12 protein-coding genes and 3 rRNA genes are annotated in these 19,776 nt (G+C 63.2%); 9 read left to right on the forward strand and 6 right to left on the reverse strand.

The window, feature by feature from the left end; translation table 11 throughout:
* The 4 genes from BCUN_RS04125 to BCUN_RS04140 form a co-directional block, all read left to right on the forward strand.
* Positions 1 to 731, forward strand: a 16S ribosomal RNA gene (locus BCUN_RS04125); the annotation flags it as partial.
* A gap of 581 nt (positions 732 to 1,312) precedes the next feature.
* Positions 1,313 to 4,396: ribosomal RNA gene (locus BCUN_RS04130) — 23S ribosomal RNA — on the forward strand.
* A gap of 210 nt (positions 4,397 to 4,606) precedes the next feature.
* Positions 4,607 to 4,723: ribosomal RNA gene (gene rrf / locus BCUN_RS04135) — 5S ribosomal RNA — on the forward strand.
* 234 nt (positions 4,724 to 4,957) lie between these two features.
* Complete coding sequence (locus BCUN_RS04140; protein ID WP_033518662.1) at positions 4,958 to 5,206, forward strand: hypothetical protein; 249 nt, start codon at positions 4,958 to 4,960, stop codon at positions 5,204 to 5,206.
* A 206-nt stretch (positions 5,207 to 5,412) separates the two neighbouring features.
* Here the strand turns inward: BCUN_RS04140 and BCUN_RS04145 are convergent, their stop codons facing one another.
* Together BCUN_RS04145 and BCUN_RS04150 are read right to left on the reverse strand one after the other, a co-directional pair.
* Positions 5,413 to 6,174: a nitroreductase family protein gene (locus BCUN_RS04145; protein ID WP_033518668.1), complete on the reverse strand. Its 762-nt coding sequence runs from the start codon at positions 6,172 to 6,174 to the stop codon at positions 5,413 to 5,415.
* 206 nt (positions 6,175 to 6,380) lie between these two features.
* Positions 6,381 to 6,785, reverse strand: a complete 405-nt coding sequence (locus tag BCUN_RS04150) for a DUF4235 domain-containing protein (RefSeq protein ID WP_051920729.1) — start codon at positions 6,783 to 6,785, stop codon at positions 6,381 to 6,383.
* A gap of 174 nt (positions 6,786 to 6,959) precedes the next feature.
* Between BCUN_RS04150 and BCUN_RS04155 the strand changes: the two genes are divergently transcribed.
* The gene (locus BCUN_RS04155) at positions 6,960 to 7,658 is read left to right on the forward strand and encodes a histidine phosphatase family protein (protein WP_033518670.1); all 699 of its coding nucleotides are present in this window, start codon (positions 6,960 to 6,962) and stop codon (positions 7,656 to 7,658) included.
* A gap of 228 nt (positions 7,659 to 7,886) precedes the next feature.
* Here the strand turns inward: BCUN_RS04155 and BCUN_RS04160 are convergent, their stop codons facing one another.
* Entirely contained in the window at positions 7,887 to 9,644 is a 1,758-nt protein-coding gene (locus BCUN_RS04160) for a glycoside hydrolase family 13 protein (protein ID WP_033515677.1), read from the reverse strand.
* Positions 9,645 to 9,960: 316 nt separating this feature from the next.
* Here BCUN_RS04160 and BCUN_RS04165 point away from each other — a divergent pair, with 316 nt between their 5' ends.
* Entirely contained in the window at positions 9,961 to 11,292 is a 1,332-nt protein-coding gene (locus BCUN_RS04165; protein ID WP_033515679.1) for an ABC transporter substrate-binding protein, read from the forward strand.
* Positions 11,293 to 11,681: 389 nt separating this feature from the next.
* Here the strand turns inward: BCUN_RS04165 and BCUN_RS04170 are convergent, their stop codons facing one another.
* Positions 11,682 to 12,695, reverse strand: a complete 1,014-nt coding sequence (locus BCUN_RS04170; protein WP_033515681.1) for a LacI family DNA-binding transcriptional regulator — start codon at positions 12,693 to 12,695, stop codon at positions 11,682 to 11,684.
* Positions 12,696 to 13,055: 360 nt separating this feature from the next.
* Here BCUN_RS04170 and BCUN_RS04175 point away from each other — a divergent pair, with 360 nt between their 5' ends.
* From BCUN_RS04175 to BCUN_RS04185, 3 genes are all read left to right on the forward strand, one after another.
* Positions 13,056 to 13,910, forward strand: coding sequence for a carbohydrate ABC transporter permease (locus tag BCUN_RS04175; RefSeq protein WP_033515683.1), 855 nt, complete (start codon positions 13,056 to 13,058; stop codon positions 13,908 to 13,910).
* Positions 13,907 to 14,746, forward strand: coding sequence for a carbohydrate ABC transporter permease (locus BCUN_RS04180; RefSeq protein WP_033515685.1), 840 nt, complete (start codon positions 13,907 to 13,909; stop codon positions 14,744 to 14,746). Before BCUN_RS04175 ends, BCUN_RS04180 begins: the two co-directional genes overlap by 4 nt.
* 130 nt (positions 14,747 to 14,876) lie before the next feature.
* Positions 14,877 to 15,497 (forward strand): DUF624 domain-containing protein, encoded by a 621-nt coding sequence (locus BCUN_RS04185; RefSeq protein WP_033515687.1) that lies wholly within the window; start codon positions 14,877 to 14,879, stop codon positions 15,495 to 15,497.
* Between the two features lie 117 nt (positions 15,498 to 15,614).
* On the opposite strand, the gene malQ is transcribed toward BCUN_RS04185, so the two are convergent.
* Positions 15,615 to 17,801 (reverse strand): 4-alpha-glucanotransferase, encoded by a 2,187-nt coding sequence (gene malQ, locus BCUN_RS04190; protein ID WP_033515689.1) that lies wholly within the window; start codon positions 17,799 to 17,801, stop codon positions 15,615 to 15,617.
* 230 nt (positions 17,802 to 18,031) lie between these two features.
* Positions 18,032 to 19,639, reverse strand: a complete 1,608-nt coding sequence (locus BCUN_RS04195; RefSeq protein WP_033515691.1) for an alpha-amylase family glycosyl hydrolase — start codon at positions 19,637 to 19,639, stop codon at positions 18,032 to 18,034.
* Between the last annotated feature and the right edge of the window lie 137 nt (positions 19,640 to 19,776).

Consider the following 19,776-nt stretch of genomic DNA (forward strand, 5'->3'; position numbering starts at 1 on the left):
GGTGGATGCTGGTATGTGGGGTCCTTTTTCCGGGTCCCGTGTCGGAGCCAACGCGTTAAGCATCCCGCCTGGGGAGTACGGCCGCAAGGCTAAAACTCAAAGAAATTGACGGGGGCCCGCACAAGCGGCGGAGCATGCGGATTAATTCGATGCAACGCGAAGAACCTTACCTGGGCTTGACATGTGCCGGACGCCCGTGGAAACGCGGGTTCCCTTCGGGGCCGGTTCACAGGTGGTGCATGGTCGTCGTCAGCTCGTGTCGTGAGATGTTGGGTTAAGTCCCGCAACGAGCGCAACCCTCGCCGCATGTTGCCAGCACGTCGTGGTGGGAACTCATGTGGGACCGCCGGGGTTAACTCGGAGGAAGGTGGGGATGACGTCAGATCATCATGCCCCTTACGTCCAGGGCTTCACGCATGCTACAATGGCCGGTACAACGCGATGCGACACCGTGAGGTGGGGCGGATCGCTGAAAACCGGTCTCAGTTCGGATCGCAGTCTGCAACTCGACTGCGTGAAGGCGGAGTCGCTAGTAATCGCAGATCAGCAACGCTGCGGTGAATGCGTTCCCGGGCCTTGTACACACCGCCCGTCAAGTCATGAAAGTGGGCAGCACCCGAAGCCGGTGGCCGAACCCGCATGGGGCGGAGCCGTCTAAGGTGAGGCTCGTGATTGGGACTAAGTCGTAACAAGGTAGCCGTACCGGAAGGTGCGGCTGGATCACCTCCTTTCTATGGAGTTTTTTCGTGCCGCTGGTCTGGCGGCGTTTGTTGGATGCCCTTTGGTCATGGTGCCGTTGGTGCCGTGGGGGTGTCCGTGCTGGCTGGAAAAGGATCGGGAAACGGGTCATGCGGTCGGTGGCTTCTTTGGTGGGGTTGCCTGGTCGTGTGGGTGGTGTGGTGCATGCTGTTGGGTCCCCGGATTGCCACCCGGTGCGGTTGTCGGCTTGGTGTTGCCTGGTCGGCTGGCTGTGTGGTGGTTGTCCTGCCCCTGGTCGGTTGGTTCGTGCTTGTGTGGTGCGGGTTGGTCGGCTTGGTGGTGTGGTGGTTTGAGAACTGGAGAGTGGACGCGAGCATGAGAGCATGTTCCGCTGGTTCCGGTGCCTGTTGGGTGTCGGGTGCGTGGTGGTGCGTGTTGTCGTGTGTTGCATTTTTTGCAATCGAGTTTTGATTTTCCTTGCCATGGCCTTTGTTGGGGTCGTGGTGGGGTTTGTTTGCTTGTTTTGTGATCTGATGATTTTGTGTTAGTTGATCTGCTTGTTTTTTGGTTGTTCGTCAGCGTTGGGCAGTGGCCCGCATCCTGTTGGGGTGCGTGGGTCGTTGTCAAGGGCGTGTGGTGGATGCCTTGGCAGACAGTGCCGATGAAGGACGTGTGGGGCCGCGATAGGCCTCGGGGAGTCGCCGACAGGACGTTGATCCGAGGATTTCCGAATGGGGCAACCCGTCAGCCGTCATGGGCTGGCACCACCCTTTTGGGGTGGGGGGTACGCAGGGAAGTGAAACATCTCAGTACCTGCAGGAAAGGATACTCCGTGAGTAGTGGCGAGCGAAAGCGGATGATGGCTAAACCGTGTGCGTGTGGTTACCCGTCGGGGGTTGCGTGCGCGGTGTCGTGGGAGCGGCCGTTCCAGTGCCGACGTGCTGGACGTCAGTGAGAAAGCGTTGTGTGAGGTGAACCGGGTTGGATACCGGACCGGAGAGGGTGATGGTCCCGTAGCCGAAGGCGCAGCGTCTGGCGGTAGTCGTGTCCCGAGTAGCGCGGGCCTCGTGGAATCCCGTGTGAATCCGCCCAGACCGTTGGGTAAGCCTGAGTATGACTGTCTGACCGATAGTGCACGAGTACCGTGAGGGAAAGGTGAAAAGTACCCCGGGAGGGGAGTGAAAGAGTTCCTGAAACCGTGCGCCTACGAACCGTCAGAGCCCTTGTGTGGGGTGATGGCGTGCCTATCGAAAAATGAGTCTGCGAGTCAGTGGCATGTGGCGAGCCTAAGCCGTTGGGTGGAGGCGTAGCGAAAGCGAGTCCGAAATGGGCGTTTGAGTCGTGTGTCCTGGACCCGAAGCGGGATGATCTAGCCCTGGGCAGGTTGAAGCGTGGGTAAGACCGCGTGGAGGACCGCACCCACTTAGGTTGAAAACTGAGGGGATGACCTGGGGTTAGGGGTGAAAGGCCAATCAAATTCCGTGATAGCTGGTTCTCTCCGAAATGCATTTAGGTGCAGCGTTGGTTCTTTGCGCGCATGGGGTAGAGCTACTGGATGCTTGCGGGCCCGTATGGGGTACCAATAGCAGCCAAACTCCGAATACGTGTCGTGTGTATGCCAGCAGTGAGTCGGCGGGGGATAAGCTCCGTCGTCGAGGGGGAGACAGCCCTGATCGTCGTCTAAGGTCCCTAAGTGTGTGCTAAGTGGGAAAGGATGTGGAGTCGCATAGACAGCCAGGAGGTTGGCTCAGAAGCAGCCATCCTTGAAAGAGTGCGTAACAGCTCACTGGTCTAGTGGTTCCGCGCCGACAATGTAGCGGGGCTCAAGCACGCCACCGAAGACGCGGCAACAGTCTTTTGGCTGTTGGGTAGGAGAGCGTCCTGCGCGAGGTGAAGCGGCAGAGTGATCTGGCCGTGGATTGTGTGGGAGTGAGAATGCAGACATGAGTAACGGGAGCAAGGTGTGAATCCTTGCCGCTGAATGACCAAGGGTTCCAGGGCCACGTTCGTCGTCCCTGGGTGAGTCGGGTCCTAAGGCGAGGCCGACAGGCGTAGTCGAATGGATGAACGGGTTGATATTCCCGTACCGGCGCACGACCGATCAACGGCCCGCTCGACAAGGCGGTGTTTCATTTCCTTCCTGCATGGTCTTCGGATCGTGCGGGTGGGTTGTGGTTCGTCGTGGCGTCTTGTGGGTTGAGCGCGTGGAGTGACGCGGTCAGGTAGCCGGCCGGGGAGGTGGTTTTCCCTGGTCAAGCGTGTGGCCCTGTTCCCAGGCAAATCCGGGGACGGTAATGGGTGAGGCGTGATGATGGGGCCCTTGTGGGCCGATATCCGGTGATCCTGTCTGCCGAGAAAACCTTCGGCGTGAGGTCGGGTGCCGCTCGTACCCTAAACCGACACAGGTGGTCAGGTAGAGTATACCGAAGCGAGCGAGTGAATCCTGGTCAAGGAACTCGGCAAACCGCTCCCGTGCCTTCGGCATAAGGGAGGCCCCTGATGGTGATCCGGTCCTGCGCCGGTGAGCGGTTGGGGGTGGCACAAGCCAGGGGGTAGCGACTGTTTACCAAAAACACAGGTGCATGCCAAGACGTAAGTCGCCGTATATGCACTGACGCCTGCCCGGTGCCGGAAGGTTAAGAGGATCCATCAGCCCCTTCGTGGGGTGAAGTGGTGAATTCAAGCCCCGGTAAACGGCGGTGGTAACTATAACCATCCTAAGGTAGCGAAATTCCTTGTCGGGTAAGTTCCGACCTGCACGAATGGCGTAACGACTTCCCCGCTGTCTCGACCAGGAACTCGGTGAAATTGCAGTACGAGTAAAGATGCTCGTTAAGCGCAGAAGGACGAAAAGACCCCGGGACCTTTACTATACCTTGGTATTGGTATCAGGTGCGGATTGTGTAGCATAGGCGGTAGACCGTGAAGCATGCACGCCAGTGTGTGTGGAGTCGCAAGGTGAAATACCGCTCTGTCCCCATCTGGTGCCTAACCCGGACAAGTGAGCCTTGTCGGGGACAGTGCCTGGCGGGTAGTTTAACTGGGGCGGTTGCCTCCCAAAGAGTAACGGAGGCGCTCAAAGGTTCCCTCGGCCCGGTTGGCAATCGGGTGTCGAGTGTAATCGCACAAGGGAGCTTGACTGTGAGAGTGACGGCTCGAGCAGGGACGAAAGTCGGAGATAGTGATCCGGTGCCGGCGTACGGACGCGGCATCGCTCAACGGATAAAAGGTACCCCGGGGATAACAGGCTGATCATTCCCAAGAGTCCATATCGACGGGATGGTTTGGCACCTCGATGTCGGCTCGTCGCATCCTGGGGCTGGAGCAGGTCCCAAGGGTTCGGCTGTTCGCCGATTAAAGCGGCACGCGAGCTGGGTTCAGAACGTCGTGAGACAGTTTGGTCTCTATCCTCTGCGCTCGTTGGAATCGTGAGGAGGCCTGCCCATAGTACGAGAGGACCTGGGTGGACGAACCTCTGGTATGCCAGTTGTCGCGCCAGTGGCATGGCTGGTTGGCTACGTTCGGGAGGGATAACCGCTGAAAGCATCTAAGCGGGAAGCCTGCTCCAAGATAACGGTTCCTGCCGTCCCTTCGGGGGCGGGTGAGGCCCCATGTGGATCACGTGGTTGATAGGCCGGGTGTGGAAGCCCTGTGAGGGGTGGAGCTGACCGGTACTAATGGCCGAAGACGACCCTTTTGGTTGCTTTGTCTGGCGCTGCGGGCATTTCCGGGGCGGGCGGGGATGGCACATGGGTCGTCGGGTCACTGAGATGAGCAAGCATAGTCATGGGCTTGTTGTCGCGTCCGCTGTCCGGTTCCCTGACCGCTACGTATAGTTGGTTTCCTGTGCAAGACTGCCGGGATGCGTCCCCTGTGTGTGGGGTGTGTGTCGGGTCTTTGTTGGTTTTGCGGTGGCCTTGGCCCAGGGGAGACGCCCGGTCCCATTCCGAACCCGGTAGCTAAGCCCTGGCACGGCGATGGTACTGCACCTGGTAGGGTGCGGGAGAGTAGCACGCTGCCGCTTTCTTCTTTCGAGGGGGTGTCCCGTTGCGGGACACCCCCTCCTTTTATTTCCCCCCCCCCCGTTTCCACTCGGGGGTGTTTGGCCCGGCTGTCCGGCCGTGGCTTGGGGAACGGCCCCGACCCGGCTGCCCGCCGTAAGATCGGGGGAAGCACCGACCCGGTGCCCGCTTTAACGAAAATTTGCCGGGAAGGGAGGAATAACAGACAATCCCGGTGCTTGCCTATGATGAGACCCATGCACTTCTTCACGCCCAAACGTTGCGAGCCTACCAACAAGATCATGTACCAGAGCAAGATCGTTGCCTTGCGAGCCGCAGAGGACAGTCGCATCGAGCGCGGCGTGGAACTGTGGGTGTATCAGTGCCAATACTGCAACACTTGGCACCTGACCCACAAGGATCCCCAGATTCATTTCCATTTCAACGGCGGGTACACCAGGAAGCCCACTTCCAGGAAAAAGGGCTACAAGCCCCGCAAACGCTGAATGAGCCCGGACGCACATCGGCCTCAATCAATGCCCCTGGGCCTTATCCCTTTGTGCTCCCCGAAGCTTCGGTGCATAACTGCATTTTGCAGGTGTGCGCCCATAACTGATGAAATACCCCGGCAACGTGCGCACGTTGCCGGGGTATTTCATCAGTTATGGGCGCACACCTGCAAAATGCAGTTATGCACGGTGCCGCACGGTGCCTACTTGCTCAGGTCGAAGCCCTGTGCGCCGGCCTGTGCCACGCCCTTGCCCTCCACGGGCTGCACGGCCTTCTGGGCGATCTGCTTGGTGAAGGTCTCCACGGGCCGGGAGACATCGCGCAGGTCGTAGTAGTGGCAGACCTCGTCGTCGAACTGCTGCAGGTAGGTGTCCAGGTGATTGGCATCGGTGTCGTAGCGGTCGTCGAAGAACTGCATCGGGCGCGGCATGCGCGGCTTGACCTCGGGATCCTGCGCCGGCTTGCCGATGGCCAGGCCAAGCACGGGGAAGGTGTATTCCGGCAGTCCCAGCAGCTCGATCAGTTGCGGGATGTCATTGAGCAGGGAGCCGAGGATCACGCAGCCGAGGCCGAGCGCCTCGGCTGCGGTCTCCATGGCGTGCAGCGCGAGTACGGCGTCGTTCTGCGCCTGGGAGAAGCGGTAGCCGTACTTGAGCATGAAGTCGTCGGATGCAGGGTCGATGCCCGCCTTCCTGGCGATCTGCGCGTTGCGGTACTCGTCGAGCACGAAGACGTAGAGCGCCGGTGCAGTGGCGATGTATGACTGGCCGCCGATGGCTGCCAGCTGCTGCTTGAGGGTCGGGTCCTTGACGCGGATTGCCGACCAGTCGTTGAGGTACTGGCTGCTGGCGGCATGCTGGGCGGCGCGCTCCAGCGTCTCCAGCGTCTCCTCGGAGAGTGCCTCGCCATCGAAGGCGCGGATGGACTTGCGGGTATTGAGGATATCGATGGTGCTGTTGGTCATACCGCCATTATGTACGGCGGCATCGGCGGCGGCGACGAAGCTGACCGCTGGGTGAACACCGACGAACAGGAGCGGAGCATCTGACTGGCTGTGGCGGTCCCGTGCCCACCCTCTCCTCCGCTAGAAATATCACGGAAAAACGAGAGATTTCTAGCGGAGGAGAGGGTGGGCACGGGACCGCCACAGCCAGTCAGATGACGGATGGGTCAGCGGCGTGTGCGCTTGGCTTGGCGGTGCTGCACGAAGTCGAGCGCGCCCTTGTCGGAGATGCGCGTCACGAGGACGCCGAAAGCGGCGGACGCGGCGGCGAACAGCATGCTCATCATGATGCCCGACTGCCGGTCGCGCTCGTCGTCGTCGAGGTCGGGGTGGACCTTGCTGGTGACGGAGTTCCAGACGAGCTGGAAGAGCTTGCCGCCGACCAGGCCGGCCAGCGAGGGGATGATGGCCTTGACGGCCTTGTCGCCGAGCGTGTCGGGGTCCGTCATGCGCTGGCGGCGCAACGCGGTGACCTTGTCGTCGACCTTGTTGATGGCCTTGACGGCCTTGTCGGCGGTGGAGTCGAGATCCGTGCCGTCGGCCGGGGAAATATGTTCGTTGCGTTTGCTCATGTACCCAGTCTAGGCCACATCATGGTTACGCGTCGCGAGATGACGGTCCATGCGGCGACCGCCCCATGGCGTTTCCGCACCGCTCCTGTGCGGCGATTCCCGGATTGCGCCCGCGGCTCATGCCGTGCCGCGGCTGCGCGCGTTTCTTCGGAGCACCGGCTAGAGTGGAACCCTATGAGCGATGCAACGAATGCCGAGACCGACGTCGATGTCGTGCCGTTCGGCGAACTTGTCCTCCTGAGACACGGCCAGACCCTGTGGAGCGAGTCCGGCCAGTACACGGGGCGGACGAACATCCCCCTGACCGACGAAGGCGGCGCACAGGCCGTCGCCGCCGGCGTGCGGTTGCGCGCCGCCTATCCGGACGGCTTCGCGACCGTGATCACCAGCGACCTGCGACGGGCCGTGCAGACCGCCAAGCTCGCCGGCTTCGAACCCTCGATCGAGACGCCGGAGCTGGAGGAATGGGACTACGGCGGCGCGGAGGGACGCACCCGCGAGGAGATCTTCCAGGCGATGGGCATGCAGTGGGACGTGTGGGCCGACGGTCCGCTCTCCCTGTCGGATGCGCTGTCCGGCGAGCACGTGGAGATGTTCCCCGACGGCAGCGAGGTGACCGTGGTCAACGGCCGCGGTGAATCCCTCGAGGACGCGGCGACGCGCACCCGACGGGCCATCGAGCTGGCGATGCCCACCCTGCAGGCTGGCGGCAACGTACTGATGGTCGCCCATGCGCACATCCTGCGCATCCTGACGAGCCAATGGCTCGAGCTGGAGCCCGTCTTCGGACGCAAGCTCAAGCTGGACACTGCGCAGTACTGCGTGCTCGGCTGGTACAAGGGCGACCACGTGATCAAGGGCTGGAACAAGTAGCGTAAAAGAAATCTCTCGTTTTTCCGTGACCGTTCCCGGGGATCTCCGAAATTAAAGCGGGCACCCGGACGAGGGCGAATCCCAACTTAAAGCGGGCACTGGGTCGAAGAACTTTTAAGTTCTTCGACCCAGTGCCCGCTTTAAGTTGGGATTCGCCCTCGTCCGGGTGCCCGCTTTAATTTCGGAGATCCCCGGGAACGGTCACGGAAAAACGAGAGATTTCTCAAGTCAGCGCAGCAGCCAGGCGGTGGCGTCGCCTGGGAGCTGGCCGTCGGCGATGGGCACGGACGCCATCACCAGTTGACCGTCGGGCAGGCTTACGGGAGCCTCGGTGAAGTTCACCACGCACATGAAGGTCCGCCCGTCGCCGGCCACGGGACGCTGGTAGACGATCGTCTTGTCCTCGGGGTAGCCGAGCTCCTCCGAGGCGACCCACTCCAGACCGAGGTCGCTGGTCGCGGTGAGACGCTCCTGTCGCCACGCCAGGGCGCGGCGGTACAGGTTGAGCATCGAGTCGGGGTCGTCGGCCTCGGCGTCGGCGGCGTACCCGGCGAACCACAGCGGCTGCGGCAGGTGCGGGTCGGCGGTCCGCTCTCCCACGTTCGAGAAGCCGAAGGAGGCGCCAGTGCCGAACTCGGGGTCCCAGGGCGCCGGTTCGGGCATGTCGGAGACGACCCACGGCAGTGGCACGCGGCAGCCGTCACGGCCCTTGGCGGCGGTGCCGTGGTCGGTGTTGAAGGCCACCGGGTCCTCCAGGCGGTCCCACGGGATCGTCGCCACCTCGGGTAGCCCCAGCTCCTCGCCTTGGTACACGTACACCGAACCCGGCAGCCCCAGCTCCATGAGCAGGGCCGCGCGCGCACGGCGCTCGCCGAGCGCGCGGTCCTCGAGGTAAGTGGTGCCGTTGCGCAGCAGCCAGTCGTTGGGCAGGTCGTGATAGCCGTTCGTGCGCACCTGCGGCAGGCCGTAGCGGCTCACATGACGGGGCACGTCGTGGTTGCTCATCACCCAGGTCGTGGTGCTCTTCGACTCGCTCGCCGAGGACAGGCCCTCCTCGATGGCCGTGCGGAACTCGTCGGCGTCCCAGTTGGCCTTGGCGAACTCGAAGTTGAAGACCTGACCCAGCTCCTGCTCGGAGGCGTACAGGTGCTGGTGCTCGGGCACGACCCACGCTTCGCCCACGGCGAAGCGGGCGGGCGTGTACTCGTTGAAGACGGCGTTCCACTCGCGGTAGATGTCATGCACCTCCGGGCGGTCCCACAGCGGGTGCGTGCCGTCGGCGTTCTGGTCGTTGCCCACGGAGTATTTCTCGCCGAGCTCGGACAGCGGCGCGGAGTCCAGGTCCTTCGCCAGGCCGTGCGCCACGTCGATGCGGAAACCGTCGACGCCGTGGTCGGACCAGAAGCGCAGCGTGCGCTTGAAGTCCTCGTGGACCTCGGGATTCTTCCAGTTGAGGTCGGGCTGCTCCTTGGTGAACAGGTGCAGGTACCAGGTGCCGTCGCCGGCGGGTTCCCAGGCGGGGCCGCCGAACAGGGACTGCCAGCCGTTGGGCGGCAGTTCGCCGTGCTCGCCGGCGCCGGGGCGGAAGATGTAGCGGTCGCGGGCGGGGGAGCCTGCGGGGCTGGACAGCGCCTCCAGGAACCAGGCGTGCCTGTCGGAGGTGTGGTTCGGCACGATGTCCACCATCACCTTGAGGCCGGCGTCGTGCGCGGCGGCCACCATGGCGTCGAAGTCGTCCATGGTGCCCAGGCGCGGGTCGACGTTGCGGTAGTCGATGACGTCGTAGCCGCCGTCCGCCAGCTCGGAGGGGTAGAAAGGCGAGAGCCAGATCGCGTCGACGCCCAGGTCCTTCAGGTACACCATGCGGTCGGTGATGCCGGCGATGTCGCCGAGGCCGTCGCCGTTGGCGTCCCGGAAACTGCGGGGGTAGACTTGGTACACGACGGCTTGCTTCCACCAGTCGTCGCGCAGGTTGTTGGCTGTCATGGGGTGCTCCTTTCGGCCGCGGGGACGGCCACTTGGGCGGCATTCTAGCGCCCGCCGCGGCGGGTCGGAAAAGCTGCCGTCAGCTTAGTAAACGTTTTCATAGTGCCCAAATAATAAGCTACTACTTGCAAAATCAATCACGTTATAGTGCGCGACATGCCGAATAATGGGCTTTTTTGCCTCATCGGCGTGCCCACGTTTGCACTTTTCGGAGTTTTGGTGCACAATGGTGTGCGACAAGAAGTTAGTGAGGAAAGTGGCTTCTTACAAGCACAACATGTGCGGCGCCGCAAGGCGTACAGAGAAAGGTTCGAAGATGAATCGTACGATGAAGACAGCTGTTGGCATGCTCGCCGTCGCCGCGATGGCGGTCCCGCTCGCAGCGTGTGGCGGTGGCTCCGGCTCCGGCTCCTCGGACGGCAAGGGCACCGTCTACTTCCTGAACTTCAAGCCGGAAGCGAATGACCAGTGGCAGGAGCTCGCCAAGAAGTACGAGGAGGAGAAGGGCGTCAAGGTCAAGATCCAGACCGCTGCCTCCGGTACCTACGAGCAGACCCTGAAGTCCGAGCTGTCCAAGAGCGAGGCGCCGACCATCTTCCAGGTCAACGGCCCCGTCGGCTACGCCTCCTGGAAGGCCTACACCGCCGACCTCAAGGACACCGAGATCTACAAGCAGATGAACGACCAGTCCCTGGCCCTGTCCGACGGCGACAAGGTCGTCGGCGTGCCGTACGTGATCGAGTCCTACGGCATCATCTACAACAAGGACCTCGTGGCGAAGTACACCGCGCTCGACGGCGCCAAGATCAAGGAAGCCTCCGAGATCAACTCCTTCGACAAGCTGAAGGAAGTCGCGCAGGACATGCAGAAGCGCAAGGCCGACCTCGGCATCGAGGGCGCCTTCACCTCCGCCGGCTTCGACTCCAGTTCCGACTGGCGCTTCAAGACCCACCTGGCCAACATCCCGCTGTACTACCAGTTCAAGAAGGACAACGTGGAGACCCAGCCGGCCACCATCAAAGACATGTACATGGACAACTTCAAGAACATCTTCGACCTGTACATCGATAACTCCACCACCCCGAAGACCCAGCTGAGCTCCAAGACCGGCGACGACGCGTCCTCCGAGTTCGCGCTCGGCAAGGCCGCCTTCTACCAGAACGGAACCTGGGCCTGGTCCGACCTGCAGAAGGCCGGCATGAAGGCCGATTCCGTCGGCATGCTGCCGATCTACATCGGCGTGGACGACGCCACCGAGGGCCTGGCCACCGGTTCCGAGAACTACTGGTGCATCAACGCCAAGGCTTCCGAGGCTGACCAGAAGGCATCCGAGGAGTTCCTGAACTGGGTCATCTCCTCCGACGAGGGCAAGGAGTCGCTGAGCACGGACATGGGCTTCACCACCCCGTTCAAGACCTTCAACGACGTCAAGACCGACAATCCGCTGATCGCCGACGCGAACGCCAGCATCCAGGACAGCAAGCTGACCCAGGTCGCTTGGGACTTCTCGATGATGCCGTCCGAGGAGTACAAGAACGTCCTCGGCCAGGCCATGCTGGCCTACGCCCAGGGCACCGGCTCCTGGGATGACGTGGTCAAGGCCTTCGTCGACAACTGGGCCACCGAGTACAACGCCACCCACGAGTAGACCGTGACCTGCCGGTCGGCCGTCCGGCCCGGCCGGCAGGAATCCCCGCCGGACACCACAGACTTCTCTTGAGTTTCTTTTCTATCAGCAGCAGTGGGCTGCCATGGGAGACCGTGGCAGCCCACTGCTGTTTGTGTGGGTGGGAGATGGAGGGGAGTGGGGCGAGAGAGGCCATATGGAAGCCGAGGTCTCCTTTGCGGATGCTCCCGTTCCAGAAATCTCTCGTTTTTTCGTGATATTTCTAGGACGCGGGCCGCTCGCGCGGCCCGCCCTAGAAATATCACGAAAAAACGAGAGATTTCTCAAGGAGACCTCTCACGAAGGAGGCCGCGGCTTCCATATGCACCCGTCCGGTCAACTCCACGTGGCCCCGGGGCGCAGAACCTTCCTTACCGGGTGGTTGCCGGACCCGTGCTGGAACGCACCACCAGGCGGGCGGGTTCCAGCACGTAGAGCTCCCCGGGGTCGCGTCCCTCGATCAGGTCGAGGGTCATGTGGGCGGCGCGGCGGGCCAGCTCCACGGGGTCCTGGCTGATGGTGGTCAGGCCGATGTCGTTCGCGTACAGGCCGTTGTCGAAGCCGACCACGGAGAACTGCGCGGGGATGGAGTAGCCGGCACGCATCAGCTGGAAGATCAGGGGGATGGCCAAGCCGTCCTCCTGGCAGGCGATCGCGGTGGGCAGGGGATCGAGGCTCATGATGGAGGTCATCACTTCCGCGATGCGGTCCGGCCCCTCGTCGGCGACGATGACCTGCGGGGCGATGCCCGCGCGCGCACAGCACTCCATGAAGGAGTCGAAGCGCTGCTGCACGCTGAAATGCAGGGAGACGTCGCGGTTCGTACGCACGTACGCGATGCGGCGGTGGCCAAGGGCGATGAGGTGCCGCGCGGCGAGGATGGAACCCTGCTCGTCGTCGATGTTCACGGAGGCGGAGAAGCCGCGCTCCTGCGGAAGCACCGAGTTGATGCCGACGATGGGCACGTGGATCGAGTTGAGCTGCGCGATCTCCTCGGCGTCGATGTCGAAGGAGACCACGATGACGGCGTCGGCGTTGCGGCGCACCGGCAGCATCTCGAAGAACTCCTTGCGCTCCTCGGTGCTGGAGATCTGGAAGATGGACAGGTCGTAGCCTTGGGGGTGGAGGACCGCGTTGAGCCCCTCGATCACGGAGGCGGCGAACCACAGGTGGATGTGGTCGCTGACCAGCAGCGCGACACGCAGCGCGCGGCCCGTCTTGAGCGCCACCGCGGAACGCGAGGTCGAGAAGTTGAGCTCCTCGGCGATGCGCAGGACCTTCTCGCGGGTCGCTTCGGACACCAGTTCGGGGCGCGTGAACGAGCGCGAGACGGTGGATATCGATACGTTGGCCAGCTTGGCCACGTCCTGGATGCTGGTGCTCATGGGCCGTCCTTTTTCTCTTCCTCGTCGAAGCAGTGGTGCGCATTGCGTGCAGTTGCAACGTGCAAACGTTTGTGCAAGCTAGAAAACACAAACGTTTTCATCATACCATATATTGGTCAAGACGGCGAACTTTCGCCTTTTATTCATCATAGCGTCTCGATGGAACAGACGCGCGGGACTCCCGGAACACACCCAAAAATGTAAACGTTTGACAGCTCTGGCAATCGTTGCTATCGTGAAAGCTGTCATTCGGATCCGCGCAGGCGACGTTGTTGTGCCTCATGACGTGGTTGTCGGGCGCCGGAACCTGATCGCATACGCAGGAGTATGCGCGGAAAGAACGAGGAAAGTGGGCATACCATGATCAGTATGGCCGGTAAGGCAATACGCCGTTGGTGGGCGTTATTTGTGCTTCCGACATTCATCGCATTCATCATCGGCTTCGTGGTGCCGTTCATCTACGGCGTGTACCTGAGCTTCTGCAACTTCACCACGGTGACCGATGCCGAGTGGGTCGGATTCTCCAACTACGGAAAGGCGCTGCAGGACAAGACCTTCCTGCATGCGCTGCTGTTCTCCACCCTGCTGACGATCGTCACCACGATCATCATCAACGTTGTCGCTTTCGCCATCGCATACATGCTGACGAAGTCGATCCGCGGCTCCAACCTGTTCCGCTCCGTCTTCTTCATGCCGAACCTCATCGGCGGCATCATCCTCGGCTACATCTGGATGCTGCTGCTCAACGGCGTCCTGGCGCACTGGGAGCGCTCGCTGACCTATGACCAGAAGTACGGCTTCTGGGGCCTGGTCATCCTCGTGTGCTGGCAGCAGATCGGCTACATGATGATCATCTACATCGCCGGCATGCAGTCGCTGCCGACCGACGTACTCGAGGCGGCCTCCGTGGACGGCGCCTCCGGCACGCAGACCATGTTCCGCATCATCATCCCGCTCATGATGCCCAGCATCACCGTCTGCTCCTTCCTGACCATCACCAACGGCTTCAAGCTCTACGACCAGAACCTCGCCCTGACCAACGGCGCGCCGTCGCGCATGTCCGAGGGCCTGGCGCTCAACATCACCAACACGTTCTACGGCCGCGTGGGCTACGAGGGCGTCGGCCAGGCGAAGGCAGTCCTGTTCTTCATCCTGGTGGCCATCGTGTCCCTGCTGCAGAACAAGCTCACCACTTCCAAGGAGGTCAACGCGTGAACGCCGAAAAGCCGAAGCACGGGCTGCTGTGGACCATCTTCTTCTCGATGCTCTCGCTGGCGTGGGTCTTCCCGATCTTCCTGGTGATCATCAACTCCTTCAAGAACAAGGCATACATCTCCGACAACGCCTTCTCCTTCCCGACCGGCGACGCCATGGTCGGCTTCGACAACTACGTGCGCGGCGTCGAGACCACGAACTTCTTCGCGAGCTTCGGGTGGACGCTGCTCATCACGGTCGGTTCCGTGGTGCTGATCCTGCTGTGCACCTCGATGTGCGCATGGTGGATCGTACGCGTGAACAACTGGGCGGCCAAGCTGCTCTACACACTGTTCCTGTTCAACATGATCGTCCCCTTCCAGATGCTCATGTTCACCCTGTCCTGGCTGGCTGACCGCCTCGGCTTCAACACGCCGTGGGGCCTGTGCATCGTGTACCTCGGCTTCGGTGCCGGCCTCGCGGTGTTCATCTTCACCGGCGTGGTCAAGGGCATCCCGGAGTCCCTCGAGGAGTCCGCGATGATCGACGGCGCCTCCGTGCCGCGCATCTTCTTCCAGGTCGTGGTGCCGATCATGAAGCCGTCCATCATCTCCGTGGCCATCCTGGAGGCCATGTGGGTGTGGAACGACTACCTGCTGCCGTACCTGACGCTCGACCTGAACAAGTACAAGACGATCTCGGTCGCCATCCAGTACCTCAAGGGTGGCTACGGTTCGGTCGACATGGGCGCGATGATGGCCTGCCTGGTCATGGCGATCATCCCGATCATCATCTTCTACGTCATCTGCCAGAAGTACATCGTCAAGGGTGTCATGGCAGGTGCGGTCAAGGGCTGATTCCTTTCCGCCTTGATTGCCCGGAGGGGGCCGACCTCATGGTCGGCCCCCTCCTTGGGTTTTCCGGGCCGTGTCCTTGGTGGGCGCGCCCCGCTAGAATCGACACCGACGAACGGAAGGTTGGTAGCACATGAAATTCCTGTCCCCGGACTCACGCTTCATGCAGGGGTGGAGCAACCTGGTCGACGCGGTCATCGTCAACATCCTCATGCTCGTGACCTCCATCCCCGTCTTCACCGCCGGCGCCGCGCTGAGCGCCGGCCAGTCGGCCATCCGCAAGATGCTCATCGGCGAGGGCCATGTTACCCGCAACTACTTCGCCGCCTTCAAGGAGAACTTCCCGCGCGCCACGCTGCTGTGGCTCGTCTACCTCGTCTCCGGCGCCGGGCTCGCGTATTCGTGGGTCGTGCTGCAGATCACGCCGCTGCTCATCCCCAAGATCGGCCTGAGCATCGTGTGGGTCATCGGCTTCGAGTGGACCTTCTGCCTGCAGGCGCGCTTCGACAACACCCCCATGCGCACCTTCGTCAACGGCTTCGTCTTCGGCGTGACCTACTTCCCGGCCACCCTCGCCATGGCCGCCATCGACACCGTCTTCGTCGGCCTCTTCGTCTTCTCCTGGCTGCGTTTCCCCCAGGCGCTCTTCCTCATCGTGGTCCTCGGCTACGGTTCCGTGCTGAGCCTGCACGTGCCGATCCAGGAGTACGTGCTCAAGCGGTATACGGGGCAGAGCTTCAGTACACACGCATAGTGCGGCCCATGAGGAATTGTTCGTTTTTTTGAACAAAATCTCGGGCCCCTCGCCGGCCCCTAGATTTTGTTCAAAAAAACGAACAATTCCTAGTGTGGGTTCTAGTGCGTGGCGGTGCTAGCGGTTCATGATCTTGCTCAGCGACATCACCCGCGGCAGGTCGAAGACCTCGCCGGTGGGCACGACCTTGCCGTGCTCGTCGGTCAGGGGGATGCGCCAGTTCGGGTATTCGGTCGAGGTGCCGGGCTGGTTCTGCGAACGGCACTCGCCGGTGCCGTCGACCAAGGCGGCCTGCAGGAGCAGCGACGGGGCGTCCTTGAGCATGGCGTGCATCGCCTCGACGATTTCCTGGATGTGGCCGTCGACGTCGTCCGCGGCCTCCTGGGGCAGCCAGCCGCCGCTGACCAGCAGGTCGAGCATCGCCTGGCGCTCCGCGTCGGCGGAACGCTGGAAGGACTCCACCGGCTCGCCCAGCAGTCCCAGCTCCTCGCGCAGCTTGACGTGCTCGAACTTCAGGTAGCCGGCGGTCGGCGGCAGGTCGTGGGTCGTCACGGACGCCAGCGAGTACTTGCGGTAGGTCTCCGGGCTCGCGTAGGGGTCGCCGGCGTTGGGGGAGTCGTCCACGCGCGCGAACCACTCGACCGTGGTGCCCAGGACGCCGTGGTCGGCCAGCACCTGGCGCACGTAGTCCGGCACGGTGCCCAGGTCCTCGCCGATGACCATGCCGTCGGCGCGCGTCGCCTCGATGGACAGGATCGCCAGCATCGCCTCGTGGTCGTAGCGTACGTAGGCGCCACCGCGCGCGCCCTTGCCTTGCGGGATCCACCACAGGCGGAACATGCCCAGCACGTGGTCGATGCGGATTGCGCCGGCGCGGGTGAACATGTTGTGCACCATGTCGCGGTACACCTCATAGCCGGTGGCGTTCATGTAGACGGGGTTGAAGGGCGGCTGGCCCCAGTCCTGGCCATGCTGGTTGTAGAAGTCCGGCGGGCAGCCGACCGTCACGGTGCCCACGGCGAAGCGCTCCGGGCTCCACCACACATCCGAGCCGTAGGTGTGCACGCCGACGGCCATGTCCTGCATGAGGCCCAGCGCCATGCCCGCGTCCTTGGCGGCCTGCTGCGCCTCGCTTACCTGCTGTGCGGCGATCCACTGCAGCCAGCACTCGAACTCGTAGAGGTCGGCGTGGTCGCGCTCCAGCGCGGCCACCTCGGGGCTGGTGCGGTCGTAGTTCGCGAACCAGCCGTCGCCATCCTCCCACGGCGCGCCCCACACCTGGAAGGCGACGCTCCACAGGGCGAAGGCGCGCAGGTCGTCGCCGGCCTCGGCGCGGAAGGCGTCAAACTGCGCCTGGCGCTCCGGCGGGCGGCCCATCTCGAAGATGAGGCGCAGCGCCTTGCGCTTGGCGTCCCAGGCGGCGTCGATGTCCATCGGCTCGGGATCCGTGTTGAGCGGCGCCACCGTGTCGTGCAGCTGCTCGATGGGCGCGCGCTGCACGTCCGACGCCTCCTGGAACTCGGGAATGTCCTGCGGGCGGATGTAGGTGACGTTGAGGAAGCGGCGCGACTCCGGCAGATACGGCGACGGCTCGAGCGGCGTGACCGGCGCGGTCGCGTGGATCGGGTTGATGAGCATGAAGTCGGCGCCCGACTTGGTCGCCGCGTCCACCGCGAGACGGCGCAGGTCGCCGTAATCGCCCACGCCCCACGACTCGGGGCTGCGCACGGAGTACATCTGCGCCATCCAGCCCCACCGCTGTCTGTCCTGCACCGACTGCGGCACGGGGATGCGCGCCGGCGCGCACAGCACGCGCGCCGAGGCGGTGCGTGCGCCGTCGGACACGGTGAGCGTGTGGTAGCCGATGGGCATGTCGTCGCGGAAGGTGAGGTCGTGCACGACGACGTCGCCGTCCTTGGCGGCGGGGGAGACCATGGCGAACTCGGTACCGTCGGTGCCGTCCTCGAGGGTGATGTGGAGGCCGGGGGTGTCGGTGTGGGTGCGCAGGGGTATGCGCGAATCGGTGCCGAGGAACTTGACGATGGTAGGTTGCACCAGCTGGTCCGCCCGGGCGCGGGCATGGGCCTCCAGGGCGGCCTCGATGGCCTCGTCGCTGGAAGCGTCGATGCCGAGGGCCTTGAGGACGGTGACGAGCACCTCGTCCTCGATCTCGACGTAGGTGCCCAGCTGGTCGATGTACGAGGTGGCGATGCCCCAGTCGTTCGCAAGCCTGATGAGCGGGCGGGCGAGCCGCTCCGGGCTCTCCGTGCGCTGGGTGGTTTCGGTGGGTGTGGTCTCGGGCATCCTTGCTCCTTTGGTTCTCTGCGGTGTTCGGTGGCATGGCTGCTGCGACGTCGTCGTGGAGCAGCGCTGTTACCTAGGTAGTATAGCGCTTTTTGAAAGCGTTTGCAAGGTGGCGTGGCGGGTTGGGATTGGCTTGAAATGGGGGTTTGGTGTGGTGGGGTTTGAGGAATGGGTTTGGCGTGGGAACCCACGTTTGCAAAGCGGGGGTTCCGGGTGTGGTGCGGGCAGACTTACTGCAGGACCGCGAAGGACTGCGCGGGGAGGGTCAGGGTGGTGTACTCCAGGGCGGGGTCGCCGATGGCGTAGGCGAGGGTGCGGGCCTCGCTGCCGTCGCCTTCGGGCAGTTGGACGGTCTCGGTGTCGCGGCCCGGGTTGACGGCCACGACGACGCTCACGTCGTCCTTGGTGCGCTTGAAGACGAAGGCGCGGTGTCCGTCGTCGCCGAAGAGGGTCGCGAAGTCCGCGTCGGGGGCGAGGGCGGGGCTGTCGCGGCGGATGGCGAGCACGTCGTGCACCGTCGTCCAGATCGAGTCGCCGGCCTCCTCCTGGGCGGCCACGGTCGGGTGGCCGGACAGTTCGTCGACGGGCAGGTAGAGGTCCTTCGCGTCGGCACCGGAGAAGCCGTCGTTCGCGGAGTCGTCCCACTGCATCGGCGTGCGCGAGCCGGCGCGCGTGTAGGAGCCTTCCTTGCTGGGCAGGTCGCGGTAGCGCATGCCCAGCTCGTCGCCGTAGTAGATGAAGGGTACGCCGGGCATGAGCAGCAGCGTGGCGTAGGCCAGGCGGATCTCGCGCGGGGTCAGGCGCGGCGCGACGCGCGGGGTGTCGTGGTTGCCGGTGATGAAGTCGAAGTAGCCGCCGAGCTCGCGCGCCGCCGCCAGGCGTGGCTCGTACTCGCGCAGGAAGCGGCCGATGCCGGTGCCGGAGTCGGCGTTGAAGTAGCTGGCGTCATGGTCGCGGTCGAACTGGTCGTCGGTGTCGCGCAGCAGCATGCTGTAGCCGTTGGGCTTGCCGTCCCAGCGCCAGTCGAGGTAGAAGTCCATGTCGAAGCCCGCCTTGAGGGACTCCTCGGGGCGGCCCCATTCGGAGACGAAGGCGGCCTCGGGGAACTCCTCGCGGATCTGGCCGAGCATGTACTGCCAGGTGCGGATGGTGAAGGGCTTGCCGTCGTCGTCGCGCTTGACCAGGCTGTCCGCCATGTCCACGCGGAAGCCGTCGGCGCCGCGCGACAGCCAGAAGCGCATCACGTCCAGCATCGCGCCGCAGGTGTCGAGGGCGGTCCCGCCGAGCGCCGGCTGCTCCCAGGAGCGGCTGGGGTGGGCGACGCCGTAGTTGAGCGCGGGCTGGAAGGCAAAGAAGTTGACGATGTACGCGCCGTTGCGCGGGTATGCGCCGCCGACGAAGGGCAGTCCGTCGCCGCCGGTGATCCAGTGATCGGTCCACAGGTAGCGGTCAGTGGCGTAGCTCGGCGTGTCCTGTGCGCTTTCGATGAACCAGGGGTGTTCGGTGCTGGTGTGGCCAGGCACGAGGTCGAGCAGGACGTGCATGCCGCGGGCGTGCGCGGCGTCGAAGAGCTCCTCGAGGTCCTCGTTCGTGCCGTAGCGTTCGGCGACCTTGAGGTAGTCGCGCACGTCGTAGCCGGCGTCGCGGAACGGGGAATCGTAGACCGGGTTGAGCCACAGGGCGTTCGCACCCAGCAATCGGATGTAGTCGAGATGGGTGGTGATACCCTTGAGGTCACCTATGCCATCGCTGTCGGTGTCGCAAAAACTGGCGGTGAAGATTTGGTAGAAGATGGCGTCGTTCAGCCACTGGTTGGGACGATGTTGGGATACGGTCATTTTTGGCTCCTTACAGACCGTCGATTCTACGGCGTGTTGCCCGGTGTGACGACACTCACATGGTGGACAGAGATTGACAACGTTTGCACATTTGACTACAGTATAGAGCTACTGATGCGCTGCGCAGGTCACGAGGT

The sequence above is a fragment of the Bifidobacterium cuniculi genome (assembly GCF_000741575.1).
Classification (GTDB): Bacteria; Actinomycetota; Actinomycetes; order Actinomycetales; family Bifidobacteriaceae; genus Bifidobacterium; species Bifidobacterium cuniculi.